We start from the raw sequence: 14,966 nt of genomic DNA, 5'->3' as shown, positions 1-14,966 counted from the left end.
TTGATTTGGGGTTAATCTTTGAGGCGGTTCACCTTATCGCGAAGCGTATTGAAAAAACGGTTTCTTTCTTTTTCTCCCGAACGGCTGATGAGTGTCGATCTGCTGAGCAGGGTATTGAAAGTTCCGAATGCTTTTTCGGTGAATCGTTCGTCGCGCGTGGAGATATAGTTGAATACGCTGTAAGTGATCATGGAGATCTGCTGATCGTCGAGTGTAAGCAGAATGGTATTGTTGCCGAGTATCAGTTCGTTCACATAGAACTGAAGACTGCCCTGTGGTTTCAGCTCTCCATCGCCGGGCATGAAGGTGGTGCCACGTTCTGCCTGCTTTTGAAGATGATCGAGCATTTGAATGAAATCGTCCACTACTGCCAGCAGATCTTTTCTTTCCAGAAAAATACCGGCATCTCTGTAATAGGCCACCTGATTGATGCTGCTGTGAATGCTTTCGAGATTCCACAGCTCTGTTGAATTCATTTTATTGTGCTCTTCGAGTATGGAGTAACCGATAGCCCGGCATTCATCGGCAGGATAAGCCTGCAATGAAAATTTACTTTGCTGAAACTCCGGTTCATTATTGATGGTACGGCACCAGAAAAAAGTTTTGAAAGCCGCCATTGCCGGAAATAAAAAGAAGTACCAGAAGGGTGTGTCTTTGCAGAGATAATGGATCTCCTTTTTTTTGAAGCTGTTGAAATACCGGAACTGTTGCAGCATCCCCTGCATATGCTGTGTAAATGGAATGAATTTGTTCCCTACTCCGGGTGCCTGAAAAATCACGGCTTCCGATTCCAGTTGCAGTAATCCATCGAGTGAAATCTGGTAATGTTTGCAGATGGCCTGCAGCTCGCTGAGATCAACAGGTTTCTCTCCGCGGATTCGGCGGTATACGCTGTCTGGACTGAGATCGAGCAGTTCGCCCAGTTCGTCAGCAAGGGAAAGATGGGCAGGAAGTTGTTCCCTGATCTTTTTGAAAAGCAGTTGTTGTAGGGTTTTGGCGTCCATGTGGGAGAAAATTACTGAAAATCCATAACAATGGAAACGGGATTACGGAATTTCGCAAACAGATAAACAATAAAAATCATTTGTTTGCAGTTACTGCGACCACCAGGTTCAGACATCAATATGATTCAGGCTTTCTGCTGTTATTCATTACCCTGCCGCAGTCTGCCGTTATGCGTAGCCATATGCATGTGATAGGTTTGTTGCAAACATGCTGATATGAAATTATTGATCGCTGCAATCATCATCACAACATTAGTTCCGGAGATAGCTGTTTCGCAGGACAGTCTGGTGCAGAATCTCCTGTTCACACCCGTTTACAAAAAGAAGGATGTATTCGGCGAAGAAGATTTCAGTCCCCGTAAAGAAAAATCTTTCTATCTCTATCGCAACTGCGTGTACACCATCAATCCAACTTATGGAGGCAGACGCATTGTGCGTATCACTGATATCCGAAACGACAGCATTTATTACGAGTCTTACACGAAACATACTGTGGTTGGCATGTACAGAGACACCATCTTCAGAATACATCCCAGTGAGATCGGCTCCATTTCGCGTAGTAATACCGCAGGCAAAGAAATTTTCACTACTATCTATCTCTCCAAATACAGACAAACTTTCACGCTTGATAAAGCGCCAAAGCAATTCCCTTCCAGAACTGCCATCATGCAAAATGCAGATAGCATGGGTACTGAAGAAGTGGCACTGCTTCCCTACTTCTCCGATCATGGCATCGACCTATTGTTTGAAAAATGCGGAGAGTTCTTCTATTACGATTCCACATCCACACTCGATTGCAATACAGGGAGGCACTTGTTTCCGCCTCCGTCTGCACATATCCAAAGACGGGATGTAATCTGGTTCACACCCAGCAATGCAAGTTTTATCAGTGGTGTTAATCTCGGACTGCAAACGCTTGGCCTGAACGAAGGTGATTCACTCACCATCTCAGGCGTGAACCTCAGTGCAGATGTATTGTCTGCCGTATTTACCATGTACGTACTTTTCGGCACACCGAAAAGTACGCGAAAACTTGCTGAAATGTCTGATACTATTCCATGGGATGAAATGAAGGAAAGCATTAAGGGTGTAAGCCTCAGTGGTGGCGGTCTTGTAGGAAACGCAGATATGCGCGGTGTTGCCATCAACGGATTGCTATGTTATGTTACGAGGTCAAGAGGACTCAACATTACAGGTCTCCGGAATGAAAGTGCTCGATTCGAAGGCGTGGTGGTTTCGGGTCTGATCAACAAAAACGTTGAAGGACGTGGCGTTCAGATCGGACTTGTGAACCGATGCAAACACCTGCGCGGATTTCAGTTCGGTCTGTGGAATGAAAACAGCAAGAGAAGTCTCCCGTTCATCAATTGGGATTTCGACTAACAACTCCAATCATCAATCATAATCATTAGCCTTTAAAACTCAAGCCCCGGAAGGATTCCGGGGCTTGCTTCATATTTTTTGTTACGGAATATTTATCCAACAAACAGCTCAAGATGAATATCATCGGGCTCTTTCTCCAGCAACGCGGTATCCGTTTCCTCTGCGAGCACTGCACCATGCCTCATATAGAAATCAACAGTATGCTTGGTGGGCGTTGCCGATATGTAGAGTTTATCGCCGCCGAAATTCCTGCCAATTGTTTTGCAGAAATTCATCAGGTGTTTTCCGATTCTGTGTCCTCTGTATCTTTTGCTCACATAAAGAATATCCAGTTTAAAATACGCAGCTGAATTACCACGACGCAGATTTTCCACGGAAGCTGCACCAATCAGTTTCTGATGATCGAATGCACCGATCACCACTCCTTTATTTTGCAGGATCACCTGCTGATTCAAAATCAGTTGTTCCAGTTCAACTTCATCCCAGTCTGTAACTGATTCACGGTGAGGCTCAGCAATCAACCGCCCTTCCTTCAATTTGTACATCGAAAAAATCTCCTCGCTTCGATCGATGTCTCTGATCAGGCTAAGGTCTTCGTAACGGAGTGATCTGTAAAGAATATTGTTCATTGTATGATTGCTGCTCGATGCAAAGTTAGGCTTTCCCTTTCTGAGCCATCTCCTCTTTTCCGCTATCAGTACCGGTTTAAGGGTAATTTAATATGCCCGGAAACCGGTATCCGATGAAAAATAACCGGCAACAACTGTCCATCTGCAAAGCACTTCAGCCAATTTTATTGCGCAGAGTTTTGGGTAATGTTGTAAGTTGCATATTCAACACCCCTCTCGTTTGGTTAAGGAAGCCTCATACAATGACGCGCAGTTGTTGCAACAACTGGCTGAAGGGAATGCAACTGCTTTCCAGGTAATCTATGAACGATTTCAGCAGTCCGTTTTCTCCTTCGCTTTCTATCTCACCAAATCCAAAGATCTCTCAGAAGAAGTAGTGCAGGAAGTATTCACGCGCGTTTGGGAAAAGAGGGCCAGCCTCCCCGAACAGACCTTGCTTCTCCCCTACATCAAAAAAATGACGCAGAACCTGGTGCTCGATATTTTCCGCAAAGCCGGACGGGAACAGGCTTTCCAGCAACTGCTCTACAATGCTATGAGCACGGCGCTCAATGAACCCGCCGATGCATTGCACGAAAAAGAATTGCGCAGGATCTATCGCAATGCTATCGCCCTGCTTCCTCCTCAGAAAAAAATCATCTTCACACTCAGCCGCGACCATCATCTCAGTTACGAACAGATTGCGGCAAAGCTGCAGCTCTCCCCCAACACCGTTCGCAATCATATGACGGAAGCCATCAGGTCTGTAAGAAACCATGTTGAGAAACACAGTACCGTAGTGGCAGCTGCCGCCATTATTGAGTTATGCTCGCGCAATCCGCACTGACAGGGCATTTCATCTTCCTCAAAAAATATTTTATCCCCCACTGGTAGTCTCGTTTCCCTCGTTCGTTATAGCTCATACCTGTCCTATTTATCACAACTAAACCTTGTTTACTGTGAACAATACCCAACGACTACAATACCTGTTTCAAAAACAGCTGGCCGCCAATGCAACAGAGGCAGAGCAGCAGGAGCTTTTTATGCTGAGCAATGATCCGGAAAATGAACCTGTCCTCCGCGATCTGATGGATGCATCCTGGGATGATCTGGAGAACAGCCGCCCACAGCCCTTTCAGCAAAGGCCGGTAACGCGCAGACTCTGGTTCCGCATCAGCGTTGCAGCAGCGGTGCTGGCCATTGCCTTCGGCACTTATCTATGGATGAACGATTCCGGTAAGCCACCGGCATCGGAGCCTGTTGCCAAAGTTCATGATGTGGCACCCGGAAAAGAAGGCGCTATTCTCACGCTGCCCGATGGCAGACAGATAGTGCTGGATGATATGCAGAACGGAAGCACCATTCAGGAGAACGGTGTAAAACTGATTGTTCAGAACGGACAATTAACGTACGACAACAATGCCGGCACAGGCAACACAGCCCTCGCCTGGCATACCATGTCGACGCCCAGAGGCAGACAGTTTCAGCTGAGACTGCCCGACGGATCTGCAGTTTGGCTGAATGCAGCCAGTACAATCCGCTACCCTGCTGCATTTGCCGGCAATGAAAGAAAAGTGGAACTAACAGGCGAAGCCTATTTCGAAGTGGCGCCCGATCAGCAACGCCCCTTCCGTGTGCTCACTCCTAAACAACAGATCGAAGTGATGGGCACACATTTCAATGTAAATGCCTATGCAGATGAACCGCTGGAGCAAACCACACTGATAGAAGGCAGCGTGAAGGTATCCGGAGCAGTATCGCAACTGTCGAAACTGCTGACGCCCGATCATCAGGCATCAGTTTCCGATGGAGCGATAACAGTAACAAAGCTGGATACCGGGCCGGTGATCGCCTGGAAGAACGGCCTCTTCTGTTTTGTAAATGCCAATGTACCTGGCGTGATGCGTCAGCTAAGCAGGTGGTACGATATAGAAGTGCAGTACGAAGGAAAGATTCCCGACAGAGTATTCGCAGGGAAAATGCAGCGTGATCTCACGTTGAACGAAATGCTGAATTTATTATCATCACTCAACCTGAATTTCAAACTCGAAGGATCGAAGAAACTGATAGTAAAACCATAACCAACAGACCAAACTACGTGATTGTCTGAAAAAACGAAACCCGGGTCGTGACCGGGCTCCGTGAGTATCGGGTGATCATTTCAAGATAGCCGTTGCAGACTATGCTATTCATTTATTCAACCCAAAACTGTTGCTAATTTATGCAATTAAATGTTCTTTGGAAAGACCCATCCCATGCGGGTCTTCAAACCACAGGCCGGTGCCCTATGCACACCCGAACCGAAATTGACAGCCAACCCGGAAACGACCATGTCCGGGCGAGGCTTAAAGGCTTTGGGCCGGCCTTCAAAAAACAACTGCTTATGAGGCTCTCGATTTTCACCCTCATCATCCTTGGCTTCTGCATGCATATAAGCGCCACGGGTGTTTCACAATCTGTCAGCTTCACCGGAAAGAAGGTGCCGCTGATCAAAGTATTCAATGCCATCGAAAATCAGACGGGCTTTGTGCTGTTCTACGATGCAGAGATACTGGAGAAGATGCCGCCGGTTACCATCAATGCAGACAAGATGCCGCTGGCCAGCTTTCTCACGGAACTGCTCAACGATCATTCGTATGAGTTCTCCATTCAGAAAAGAACCATTGTGATCTCACCAAAAAAGGTTGTAACTCCTGCTTCATTACTCTGGGCTAAACCCGGAAGAGAAGTGCGCGGCAAAGTCACCAATGAAAACGGAGAACCCGTCGCAGGCGTAACCGTTACCATCAAAGGAACAGAACGCGGTGCAGCCACCAACAGCAAAGGAGAGTTCGTACTCGATCAGGTAGAAGACAATGCCATACTGGTTTTCACCAGTGTATCCTACGAAACGAAGGAGATCGCCGTTGCAGGCAGATCGACCATCAATATGGAAGTAAGAACAAAAGTTTCATCTCTTGGAGATGTAACCGTTTCTGTAAACACCGGTTACCAGAAGATACCGAAAGAAAGGGCCACCGGCTCCTTCACCATCATCACCTCAAAAGAGCTGGAACGCAGAACCTCACCCGATCTGCTGAACCTGCTCGAAGGAATGGCACCCGGCCTCATGATCAACAAAAGCGCCAATGGCATGGAAGGGCAGGAAGATCCGTCCATTCTCATGCGTGGCGTATCTACCTTCGGCAGTCAGCAACCGCTGGTAGTAGTTGATGGATTTCCCATCGAAGGAACGCTCTCTACCATTAATCCGAACGACGTTGAAACCGTTACACTCCTCCGTGATGCAGCCGCAGCAGCCATCTGGGGCGTGAAAGCCACCAATGGTGTAATTGTGATCAATACCAAAAAAGGAAAGACCCTCAATCCTAAAGTCACTTTCCGCTCTTCATTCAACATGAATGAAAGACCCCGCTTATCCTACCTCAATCTTATGAATTCCAAAGAACTGGCTGATTATGAAAAAAACAAATTCTATGCAGATCCTGACCCGGATTTCTGGCCTAACAGAATTACCGGTCTGAATGCCCGCGATTCGTACACTGATATCTATGGAGCATTCTTCGATTTTGAAGAAGGAAAGATCACTGCCGAAGAACGCGACAAAAGAATTGAAGAGATCACCAACTACAACAACTCCAAAGAAGTAGAAAAAACATACCTCAACAGCGCCTGGAGCTCAGACAATACAGTCAGCATCAGCGCAGCTCCGAGCGATCGTTTCAACTACTACGCATCATTTGCATTTTTGAAAGGAATAGGCCTCTACAAAGGAGATAACTTCAAAAAGAGCAACGTCAATTTCAATACTGAGATCAAACTCACCAGCAAACTTACTCTGAATATCGGCGCCAACTATACAGTGAACGATCAGGATATTTCCGCATTGAAAAGATTTGGAGCAGGATCCAATTCCGATGTTCCGGGGGCACTGAAAATGTTGCCCTATCTGAGACTGCGCAAAGCAGACGGCAGCGCAAATGCGCTCCCCAGAAGGTTCAGCAACGAAATGATCAACAAGCTGAACGCGGCAGGGCTCATGGATATGAATTACTATCCCCTGAACGATTTCAAGGATTATGAGCTTACATCTAACACCAATACGCTTCGCCTTCAATCTACGCTTACCTATCAGTTCAGCAAAGCGCTCTCTTTCAATCTCAGTTACAAAACTGAAAAGATAAATGATCTGAAAAGCGATCTCTACAAAGAAGATTCATACGAAGCCCGTGCTCTGATCAACGACTTCTCCAATATTGTAAACACCAACACGATTTTCAATATTCCCAAAGGGGCCATGCTCAGAGAAGATCGTGGCACCACTACCAACTACTATATCCGTGCACAACTCGATCTGAACCACACTTTCAACCACGATCATCGTGTTGATCTCAACATCGGTCTGGAACGTCAGCGTTCAGTGTTCGACAACACCATGGATTCCAGGTTCGGATACAACCCCGTAAGCAACCTGAGCTTCGGTGTAGACTACGCAACATTGAGCGGAGCTGGAAACAAAAACCCGGTAACCGGCCTCAATTCTCAATTCAGAATGGCTGATTACTTCAACAAGAAGAAACTCGACGATCGTTACATTTTCTATTATTTCGCAGGCTCGTACACCTACAAAGGAAAGTATGCATTCAGTACCAGCGCAAGGATCAATAAGAGCAGCCGGTTCGATCCGTCTGCCGGATTGAACAAGCAGATTCTTGCCTCTGCAGGTGTAAAATGGGATATCCTGAAAGAGCAGTTCATCAAAACTCCTGATTGGATCAATCAGCTGCAGATCAGATACACAGCGGGTCTCACAGGCAATGTGCCCAACATCACTACCTCTTCTATGAAAACCCTTGCCTATGCAAGTGCAAGTTACACATTTGGAGTTCCTATGCTCTCCATCGGAAGTCCTGCCAATAAGAAACTGCGTTGGGAACCTACACTTACGCACAATCTCGCATTGGACTTCAGTCTGCTTGCAAACAGAATCAGTGGTTCAGTGGATCTCTATTACAAGAAAACAACAGAGTTGCTTGGTCAGGAAGGTATCGACCCAACACTTACAGGATTCTTTACCGTTCCCATCAACTCATCCGACATCCTGAATAAGGGAATTGAGCTGAGATTGAATACCATCAATGTAAACACCAAAGATTTCCGTTGGCAAACAGCTGTGAATTTCGGTTTCAACAGCAACAAAGTTGGCTTCTCCACTACCAACAAAAACAATGTGATCGGTGCTCCTAAAAACCTCACAGGATATGCAGCCCGCACATTCTTTGCATTGCAATGGGCAGGTGTGGACGAAAACGGACATGGCCTGTTGTGGGATCTTCAGCCCGATGGCAAGAGAGTAAAAATTCCGGCAGCTGATTATGACAACCTCACTTTCGAAGATTACAAAGTGATCGGTTCCATCATTCCCAAATACACTGCAGGTTTCAGCAATATCTTCCAGTACAAAGGCTGGGACTTCTCTTTCCTCTTCATTGCCAATGGTGGCCACTACATGCAATCCGACGCCATATCCGACGATTATTTCAGCAACAGTTTCGGAGGATCAGGTTTCAACAACCTGCCTAAAGATGTAGCCCGCAGATGGAAAAAACCGGGAGACGAAAAAAACACCAATGTGCCTTTGCTCGACTCTTATGAGACCAATCAGTACAATTGGAGCGATATCAATTATCAGTCGGCAACATTCATCAAGCTGCGTGAAGTAGCCGTGTCTTATCTCTTCACCAAAAAACAACTGGGTCAGATTCCGATGAACAGCGTTAAAGTGAACTTCCAGGTAAGGAATCCATGGAAATGGGTGGAGAACAGCAAAGGCATCGATCCTGAAGCGCACATTTTGCAATTCGGAGAAAGAACACTGCCAGTAACCACCACTTATACACTCGGAATACTTGCCAATTTCTAACTGATCAATTTCACTCTCATGAACAGAATCATCTATTTATTCATACTCTCCGGCTTGCTGCTTGCAGGATGCGAAAAGAATTTCCTGGAAGTGGAGCAACCCGGCGTGATCACAGTAAGCACCACCAAAGATTATGACATGATGCTGAACAGCAGCGCTGTTACATCATTCATCAGCTGGCCGATGCTTTGCCTGAACGACAATTTCGAATTTCCTTCCAGCAAAGCTCCGGCAGGCGCTCCGGGAATGGTCTATACCTGGCAGAATCAACCATATCAGCAGGAAGACCCCGCACTCTGGTCGCAGCCATACAAAGCCATCTACTACGCCAACCTCGTGATCAATGAGGTAGAAAATTCAACGGGCGGACTGGCAACAGAAAAAACAAAACTGAAGGGAGAAGGATTGCTCACCCGCGGCTACATGCATTTTCTGCTGCTTCAACTTTATGCAAAGCATTATGATGCAGCAACAGCCGCCACCGATTACGGCATTCCTTATGTAACAACAACAGATATGTATGGTGTAACTCCTGCCCGTTCAACCGTTGCTGACTGTTACACCAAAGTGCTGAATGATATAGAGCAGGCAATACCGCTTCTTCCCAAAACCAGTACCCTCAGCATTCGTGGCAGCAAGGCAGCAGCGCATGCAACACTTTCGCGCATCTACCTTCACATGAAGAATTACGAAAAGGCAATTGCAAACGCAGATGCAGCACTGGCGCTGAAAAGTGATTTACTCGATTATTCTCCTGCAACCTTCAGAGCAGTAGCTTTCCCCGCCAACCCGGAATTCTATTACCTCAAAACAGTAACGGAGTTTGAACACCCTTACAGTGCAAACCTTACAGCAGATGCAAAGGCCTTGTTCAATACAACGGACAGCAGAAAAAGACTGTTTGTAAATGCGCTCGGCTACGCAGCATTCAGTTCACACTACGGCATCACAGTTCCGGAGGTGATGCTCATCAAAGCGGAAGCGCTTGCAAGAAAAAGCAGCCCTGATCTCACAGCCGCGCTCGACATCATGAACAGACTGAATAAAAACCGCGACAGAAGCCACACAGACCTTAGTTCAACAGATGCAGAGCAGGTGATCACCTGGATTCTGAATGAAAAAAGAAGAGAACTTCTTCCCTCTCCGCTCAGGTGGTTCGATATGCGCAGGCTAGCACCGGAAGGAAGAACACCAACCGTTACCAGAACTGTAGGCACTACCACTTATACGCTGGAGCCCAACAGCAAGAAATACACAATGATGATCCCGGCGGTTGTGATCAGATTCAACCCGGATATGCCGCAGAACGAAAGATAATTCACCACTAATCAAAGCAGAAATGAAACCAGTAATTTTTATCAGTGCAGTTTTAAGTTGCAGTGCATTGCAGGCGCAGGATGTGACCCTCGCCGGCAGTCTGCCTTCCGTGAAGAATGGCAAACTGGAGCTCTCCAACCTCGACGAACAGAAATGGAGCATCACAACAGATGCCACAGGCAATTTCAATGAAACCATCAAAGGCATCGAAGCAGGATATTACACTCTCTCAGATGTAGGCACAGTATACCTTTCACCCGGTTACTCACTCAACATCACCAAAAAGAACGATCAACTGGTGATGCAGGGTAACGGCAGCAAAGAGAACAACCTCATACAGCAACTCAATGCTTCTTCACAAAAAATTTCGGAGAAACTGAATAAAGGAGAAATGAATTTTGTGAAGATCCCCGACTTCCAAAAACAAATGGAAGCATTCAGAAAAAGCCAGTATGCATTGCTCAACAAACAAAAACTGAGTGAGCATTTTCAGGCAACACGCAAAGCAGATATCGATTACACCATCCGCAACTTCTACAATGAATATGGGTATAAATATGGTGTGGACACGAAGAAGCAGGAGAACTTCTACAAATTGATGGAGTCGATGGGAACTAATTTCGATCACAAAAAAATTGATTCCGCCTACAAAGCAATGCAAACCTGGAAGCTCACCAAAGAACAGAGAAAACAACTGGATTCTATCGGAGATCTCGGTGGCTCCTTCAACGAAGAAGCTGCTTTCAAAGGATCAGCAGCCTACAGAAGATGGATGGACCAGCAATTCACCACTCTCATGTACACCAAATACAGCAAAGAGTTCAGCGGCCGCATGAGTCAGGAAGCGATCAAGCAGAAAGCAGCTGCCGAGGCAGTGAGCAATACCTACATCAAAAATTACTGGAACTATCGTTTCGCTTCTCAGGCACTGAAAACATCCGAAGACCTGAAGGAAGCAGACAGCATTTTTCAGGCATTCAAAACAACAAACAGCCATCCTGCCTATGCAGCTGGTATGGAAAAAACATATGAGCGTATCAAAAAATTCTCCAAAGGCGCGCCTGCGCCTGAGTTCGAATACCAGACTGTAACTGGTGAGAAAGTAACACTCAGCAGCCTCAGAGGGAATTTCGTGTACATCGATGTTTGGGCTACCTGGTGCGGTCCATGCAAAGCAGAGATACCCAATCTGAAAAAAGTGGAAGAGCATTACAGAGATAAGAACATCAAATTCGTAAGCATCTCTGTTGATGAGCTGAAAGATGCTCAGAAGTGGAAAGACTATGTGATCAACAACGAACTGAAAGGCGTGCAACTGATGTCTGACAATGCATTCAACTCTGCTTTCATTCAGGATTTCAATATCATTTCCATTCCACGTTTCATACTGATAGATACAGAAGGGAAGATCGTCTCGGCCAATGCGTACAGGCCATCCAATAAATTGCTCCGTACTCAATTGGATCAACTGCTGACAGCGCAGAACTAAAGCTGTCTGGTTATGTCTCTGATAAAAGCGCCTTCCATTTGGAGGGCGTTTTTTATTGCAGCATTATGAATGCAATTTGTAGGAGAGCTGCATTTTTACTTCCGTCATCACAAAACTGCTCTGCACAGTATGGATGTTTGGCAGAGTGGCGAGTTTCTCGCGTATGAAATGGTGATAGGCGTTCATATCTTTCAATACAATCTTCAACAGGTAATCGTAAGAACCAGTCATGTGATGGCACTCCATCACTTCTTCAAACTTCATCACCGATTTTTCAAAAGCAGTCATGGCCGACCTTGAATGGATGCTCAGCTGCACATTGGTATATGCTACGAGTGAGAGATCAATTTTGTTTCTGTCTACCACAGCCATGTATTTGCTGATGTAGCCCTGCTCTTCGAGCTTACGCCTTCGCATCAGAACAGGTGTGGCAGTGATGCCTAATTTATCTGCCAGTTCTTTATTGCTAAGTCTGCAATCGTGCTGCAATAAAGTCAGCAATTGCAGATCGATACAATCTAAATCAGCTTTCATCACGAACGATTTTACTATTATTCAGGCATAATTTAGTGAAATACTCTAAATCTTATCTCATTTATATTGCCAATAGCGATTTTCTCCATGCAAACTGCTGTGTATTGTACATCGCAGTCATTCTGAGCAGCTTTGTTACAAACTTGCAAATATGAAAAACAGACCCGAAACCGCGATGATGAGCTATGGTTACAAACCATTCCTCAGTGAGGGTGCAGTAAAATGCCCGATCTTCATGACCTCCACTTTTGTTTTCAAAACGGCCGAAGAAGGAAAAGATTTCTTCAGCATGGCATACGGCCGTGAACCATCTCAGGCCAGGGAAATGGGATTGATCTACAGCCGTATCAACAATCCGGATATCGAGATACTCGAAGAACGTCTTAAACTTTGGGACGATGGCGAAGAAGCGGCAGCATTTTCCAGTGGCATGAGTGCGATCTCTACCACACTGATGAGCTTTCTAAAACCAGGTGATTGCATTTTATACAGCAATCCGCTCTACGGAGGAACACATAGCTACATCCATTTTTTTCTGGCAGAGTGGGGTATTGAATCCATTGCATTCGATGCCGCTGATGATGCAGCAAGCATCAGAGAAAATATCGGAGACAAAGGGAGTCGCCTCAAAATGATCCTCGTTGAAACACCTGCAAATCCTACCAATGATCTGATAGATATTCGTCTTTGCGCCGACATCGCCGCATCCTATTCAACAGCAGAAAAAACAGTGTTGCTCGCTGTAGATAATACTTACATGGGACCGCTCTGGTCGCATCCCCTGAAACACGGTGCGCATATTGTGTTGTACTCTGCAACAAAATACATCGGTGGACATAGTGATGTAATTGCAGGTGTGGCGGTTGCCAGCAAACCTGTAATGGCGCAGATCAAAATGGCACGCACATTCTTTGGTACCATCATCGATCCGCATACCAGCTGGTTGTTGCTGCGCAGTCTGGAAACGCTGAAGATCCGCATGGAAGCCGCTGCCAGCAATGCGAAGCATGTAGCACAATGGTTGCAGCAGCATCCGTTGGTAGAAAAAGTGTATTATCTCGGCTTCAACGAAACCGCATTGAACAAACGTCAGTACAGCAGCTCAGGAGCCATGGTAAGCTTCGATGTAAAAGGCGGCGAAGCACAGGCCTTTGCATTTCTGAATGCATTGCAGCATATACGATTGGCAGTGAGCCTTGGCGGCACTGAAAGTCTTGCAGAACATCCATTCACCATGACGCATGCAGGTGTTCCTGTAGACGAAAAAAATCGTTTGGGATTAACTGAAAAAATGATCAGACTGAGTATCGGGATAGAGCATCACGAGGATATCATCCGTGATATCAGCAATGCACTCGATGCAATTCCGGTAAAGAAATAATCACCCCAAAAAAAAGAGACGGCCGCTTTGAAAAAGGCAGCCGTCTCTTTTTTATGTTGACCGGCAACAACAAATCCGTTCTCCGGTCTTATCTTTGTCGACACTCCCACCATTACATTTCAAACAACAACTTTACGTATGAAAACATTCGTGTACATAGGCACCAGTCTCGACGGCTTTATCGCAAAACAAGATGGTGATGTTGACTGGATTGTTGAATATGCCAACGACGAAGTAAATCAGGCATACGTAGAATTCAGCAGCCAAATCGATGCAATTGTAATGGGAAGAAATACTTTCGAGAAAGTGATCACCTTTCCAGAATGGTATTACAAACAACACGTATACGTACTGAGCAATACGCTGAAAGAAATTCCTGAAACATTGAAAGACAAAGCCAGCATTGTGTCCATGCCACCGGCAGAGCTGCTGAAACACTTATCAGACAAAGGATACAAGGGATTGTACATCGATGGAGGCAAAGTGATCCAGAGCTTTTTGAAAGAGAACCTCATCGACGAACTGATCGTTTCAATTGCACCTTTATTGCTCGGATCGGGCATATCATTATTCGGAGAGCTGGGCAGGGAACTGCATTTTTCTCATAAACGCTCTGTAACTTTTTCCAATGGTCTGGTGACCAACTACTACATCAGGAAGAATTAATATGAAACCCATACCAGCATTACTCCTGCTTCTTTTCCCTCTTGTTGCCTTTGCTCAGAAGAAAATGACCATGGAAGATATCAGCAAACTGAAACAGGGAAGGCTCGACACCATGGTTTCCTTGATGCATATCACCACTACTGATATTGTTGCAGATATCGGAACAGGAAAAGGATACAACCTCGTAAGACTTTCAAAATATTATCCGCTTATCAGATATTATGTTGAGGACATCGACTCATCCTCCTGCAACCGGAGAAATCTGCAGAAGATGATCAAAGCATATAACCCCGCTATTTCCATCGATAGTTTTGTGATCACTTACGGCACGTACACTTCTACCCGGCTTCCCAAAAACTATTTCACTAAAGTGATGATGACTGCAGTGTTGCACGAATGCGATTACAAAGATGAAATGCTGGCAGACATTAAATCAATACTCAAACCGGGCGGTTTGCTGTTTATTGAAGAACCACATACCAAACGTCCGATGCCGAAAGCAAAAGGATGTCACCTGCCATATCTTACTGAAGATGAATTAAAAGCAACGCTCGCGCGCAACGGCATCGAAATACTGGAAGAAAAACCAATTCCCGATGCCGGTGCCGGCGAGCGTTTCAGAAAATTTTATAAATGCAGCGTGATCTGAGAAACTGTTCAA

At 45.7% G+C, this 14,966-nt stretch carries 12 protein-coding genes; 9 read left to right on the top strand and 3 right to left on the bottom strand.

Annotation, left to right across the window (positions count from 1 at the left end; genetic code table 11):
* Window positions 1–11: 11 nt before the first annotated feature.
* Window positions 12–1,004, bottom strand: a complete 993-nt coding sequence (locus HHL16_RS07535; protein ID WP_169424512.1) for a helix-turn-helix transcriptional regulator — start codon at window positions 1,002–1,004, stop codon at window positions 12–14.
* Window positions 1,005–1,220: 216 nt separating this feature from the next.
* Between HHL16_RS07535 and HHL16_RS07530 the strand changes: the two genes are divergently transcribed.
* The gene (locus HHL16_RS07530; protein WP_169424511.1) at window positions 1,221–2,387 is read left to right on the top strand and encodes a hypothetical protein; all 1,167 of its coding nucleotides are present in this window, start codon (window positions 1,221–1,223) and stop codon (window positions 2,385–2,387) included.
* 92 nt (window positions 2,388–2,479) lie between these two features.
* Here HHL16_RS07530 and HHL16_RS07525 read toward each other — a convergent pair whose 3' ends face one another.
* Window positions 2,480–3,016, bottom strand: a complete 537-nt coding sequence (locus HHL16_RS07525; protein ID WP_169424510.1) for a GNAT family N-acetyltransferase — start codon at window positions 3,014–3,016, stop codon at window positions 2,480–2,482.
* A 220-nt stretch (window positions 3,017–3,236) separates the two neighbouring features.
* Between HHL16_RS07525 and HHL16_RS07520 the strand changes: the two genes are divergently transcribed.
* From HHL16_RS07520 to HHL16_RS24795, 5 genes are all read left to right on the top strand, one after another.
* Window positions 3,237–3,842 carry an RNA polymerase sigma-70 factor gene (locus HHL16_RS07520; protein WP_169424509.1) on the top strand — a complete coding sequence of 202 codons (606 nt, stop codon included), beginning with the start codon at window positions 3,237–3,239 and terminating at the stop codon, window positions 3,840–3,842.
* A gap of 112 nt (window positions 3,843–3,954) precedes the next feature.
* The gene (locus HHL16_RS25310) at window positions 3,955–5,076 is read left to right on the top strand and encodes a FecR family protein (RefSeq protein WP_169424508.1); all 1,122 of its coding nucleotides are present in this window, start codon (window positions 3,955–3,957) and stop codon (window positions 5,074–5,076) included.
* Window positions 5,077–5,378: 302 nt separating this feature from the next.
* Window positions 5,379–8,918 (top strand): SusC/RagA family TonB-linked outer membrane protein, encoded by a 3,540-nt coding sequence (locus HHL16_RS07510; protein WP_169424507.1) that lies wholly within the window; start codon window positions 5,379–5,381, stop codon window positions 8,916–8,918.
* Between the two features lie 18 nt (window positions 8,919–8,936).
* On the top strand, window positions 8,937–10,235 hold the full coding sequence (locus HHL16_RS07505) for a RagB/SusD family nutrient uptake outer membrane protein (RefSeq protein WP_169424506.1): 1,299 nt from the start codon (window positions 8,937–8,939) through the stop codon (window positions 10,233–10,235).
* Between the two features lie 22 nt (window positions 10,236–10,257).
* Window positions 10,258–11,724, top strand: a complete 1,467-nt coding sequence (locus HHL16_RS24795) for a TlpA disulfide reductase family protein (protein ID WP_206022280.1) — start codon at window positions 10,258–10,260, stop codon at window positions 11,722–11,724.
* A gap of 63 nt (window positions 11,725–11,787) precedes the next feature.
* On the opposite strand, the gene HHL16_RS07495 is transcribed toward HHL16_RS24795, so the two are convergent.
* Window positions 11,788–12,258: an Lrp/AsnC family transcriptional regulator gene (locus HHL16_RS07495; RefSeq protein ID WP_169424505.1), complete on the bottom strand. Its 471-nt coding sequence runs from the start codon at window positions 12,256–12,258 to the stop codon at window positions 11,788–11,790.
* Window positions 12,259–12,352: 94 nt separating this feature from the next.
* Here HHL16_RS07495 and HHL16_RS07490 point away from each other — a divergent pair, with 94 nt between their 5' ends.
* The 3 genes from HHL16_RS07490 to HHL16_RS07480 all read left to right on the top strand — a co-directional run bounded on the left by HHL16_RS07490 (window position 12,353) and on the right by HHL16_RS07480 (window position 14,954).
* Window positions 12,353–13,639, top strand: coding sequence for a cystathionine gamma-synthase family protein (locus HHL16_RS07490; protein WP_346766833.1), 1,287 nt, complete (start codon window positions 12,353–12,355; stop codon window positions 13,637–13,639).
* Window positions 13,640–13,777: 138 nt separating this feature from the next.
* Window positions 13,778–14,305 carry a dihydrofolate reductase family protein gene (locus HHL16_RS07485; protein ID WP_169424503.1) on the top strand — a complete coding sequence of 176 codons (528 nt, stop codon included), beginning with the start codon at window positions 13,778–13,780 and terminating at the stop codon, window positions 14,303–14,305.
* Window position 14,306: 1 nt separating this feature from the next.
* Entirely contained in the window at window positions 14,307–14,954 is a 648-nt protein-coding gene (locus tag HHL16_RS07480) for a class I SAM-dependent methyltransferase (protein WP_169424502.1), read from the top strand.
* Window positions 14,955–14,966 lie beyond the last annotated feature (12 nt).

Source organism: Pseudoflavitalea sp. G-6-1-2 (assembly GCF_012927185.1).
Lineage (GTDB): Bacteria > Bacteroidota > Bacteroidia > Chitinophagales > Chitinophagaceae > Pseudobacter.
This window is presented reverse-complemented; position numbering and strand designations above follow the sequence as displayed.

Coding starts and splice junctions, on each gene's coding strand:
- HHL16_RS07525 (WP_169424510.1), bottom strand. CDS start 3,016: ATGAACAATATTCTTTACAGATCACTCCGTTACGAAGACCTTAGCCTG.
- HHL16_RS24795 (WP_206022280.1), top strand. CDS start 10,258: ATGAAACCAGTAATTTTTATCAGTGCAGTTTTAAGTTGCAGTGCATTG.
- HHL16_RS07505 (WP_169424506.1), top strand. CDS start 8,937: ATGAACAGAATCATCTATTTATTCATACTCTCCGGCTTGCTGCTTGCA.
- HHL16_RS07510 (WP_169424507.1), top strand. CDS start 5,379: ATGAGGCTCTCGATTTTCACCCTCATCATCCTTGGCTTCTGCATGCAT.
- HHL16_RS07530 (WP_169424511.1), top strand. CDS start 1,221: ATGAAATTATTGATCGCTGCAATCATCATCACAACATTAGTTCCGGAG.
- HHL16_RS07485 (WP_169424503.1), top strand. CDS start 13,778: ATGAAAACATTCGTGTACATAGGCACCAGTCTCGACGGCTTTATCGCA.
- HHL16_RS07535 (WP_169424512.1), bottom strand. CDS start 1,004: ATGGACGCCAAAACCCTACAACAACTGCTTTTCAAAAAGATCAGGGAA.
- HHL16_RS07480 (WP_169424502.1), top strand. CDS start 14,307: ATGAAACCCATACCAGCATTACTCCTGCTTCTTTTCCCTCTTGTTGCC.
- HHL16_RS07495 (WP_169424505.1), bottom strand. CDS start 12,258: ATGAAAGCTGATTTAGATTGTATCGATCTGCAATTGCTGACTTTATTG.